This window comes from Vibrio sp. HI00D65, from assembly GCF_001635455.1.
Lineage (GTDB): Bacteria > Pseudomonadota > Gammaproteobacteria > Enterobacterales > Vibrionaceae > Vibrio.
In genome coordinates this window covers 1-219 of the sequence record NZ_LWEH01000271.1, presented here as the reverse complement: position 1 = coordinate 219, position 219 = coordinate 1, and the positions used below count along the sequence as shown (strand labels likewise).

General features: G+C 41.1%; 1 pseudogene. It reads left to right on the top strand.

Features of this window, described 5'->3' with window-relative positions:
* A pseudogene (locus A3712_RS28420) lies at positions 1 to 219 on the top strand (glycoside hydrolase); the annotation flags it as partial.

Here is a 219-nt window from a genome sequence, read left to right as displayed (position 1 = left end):
ACCGACCATAAACTATGGACCAACTATCTCGCCAATAACCACTCCGGAAGCAACACCACTCAAGACTTAAAGATGCCGTTTTGGACTACACAGCAAAGCGATCAATTCATCAGCTACCAGTTGATCAACCCAACCAATAACCAACTGTTTTTTAATGATGTAACGTCTGAATCGATCTCTAAAAGTAAGTCCCTTATTGATATGAGTGCATCGCATCAA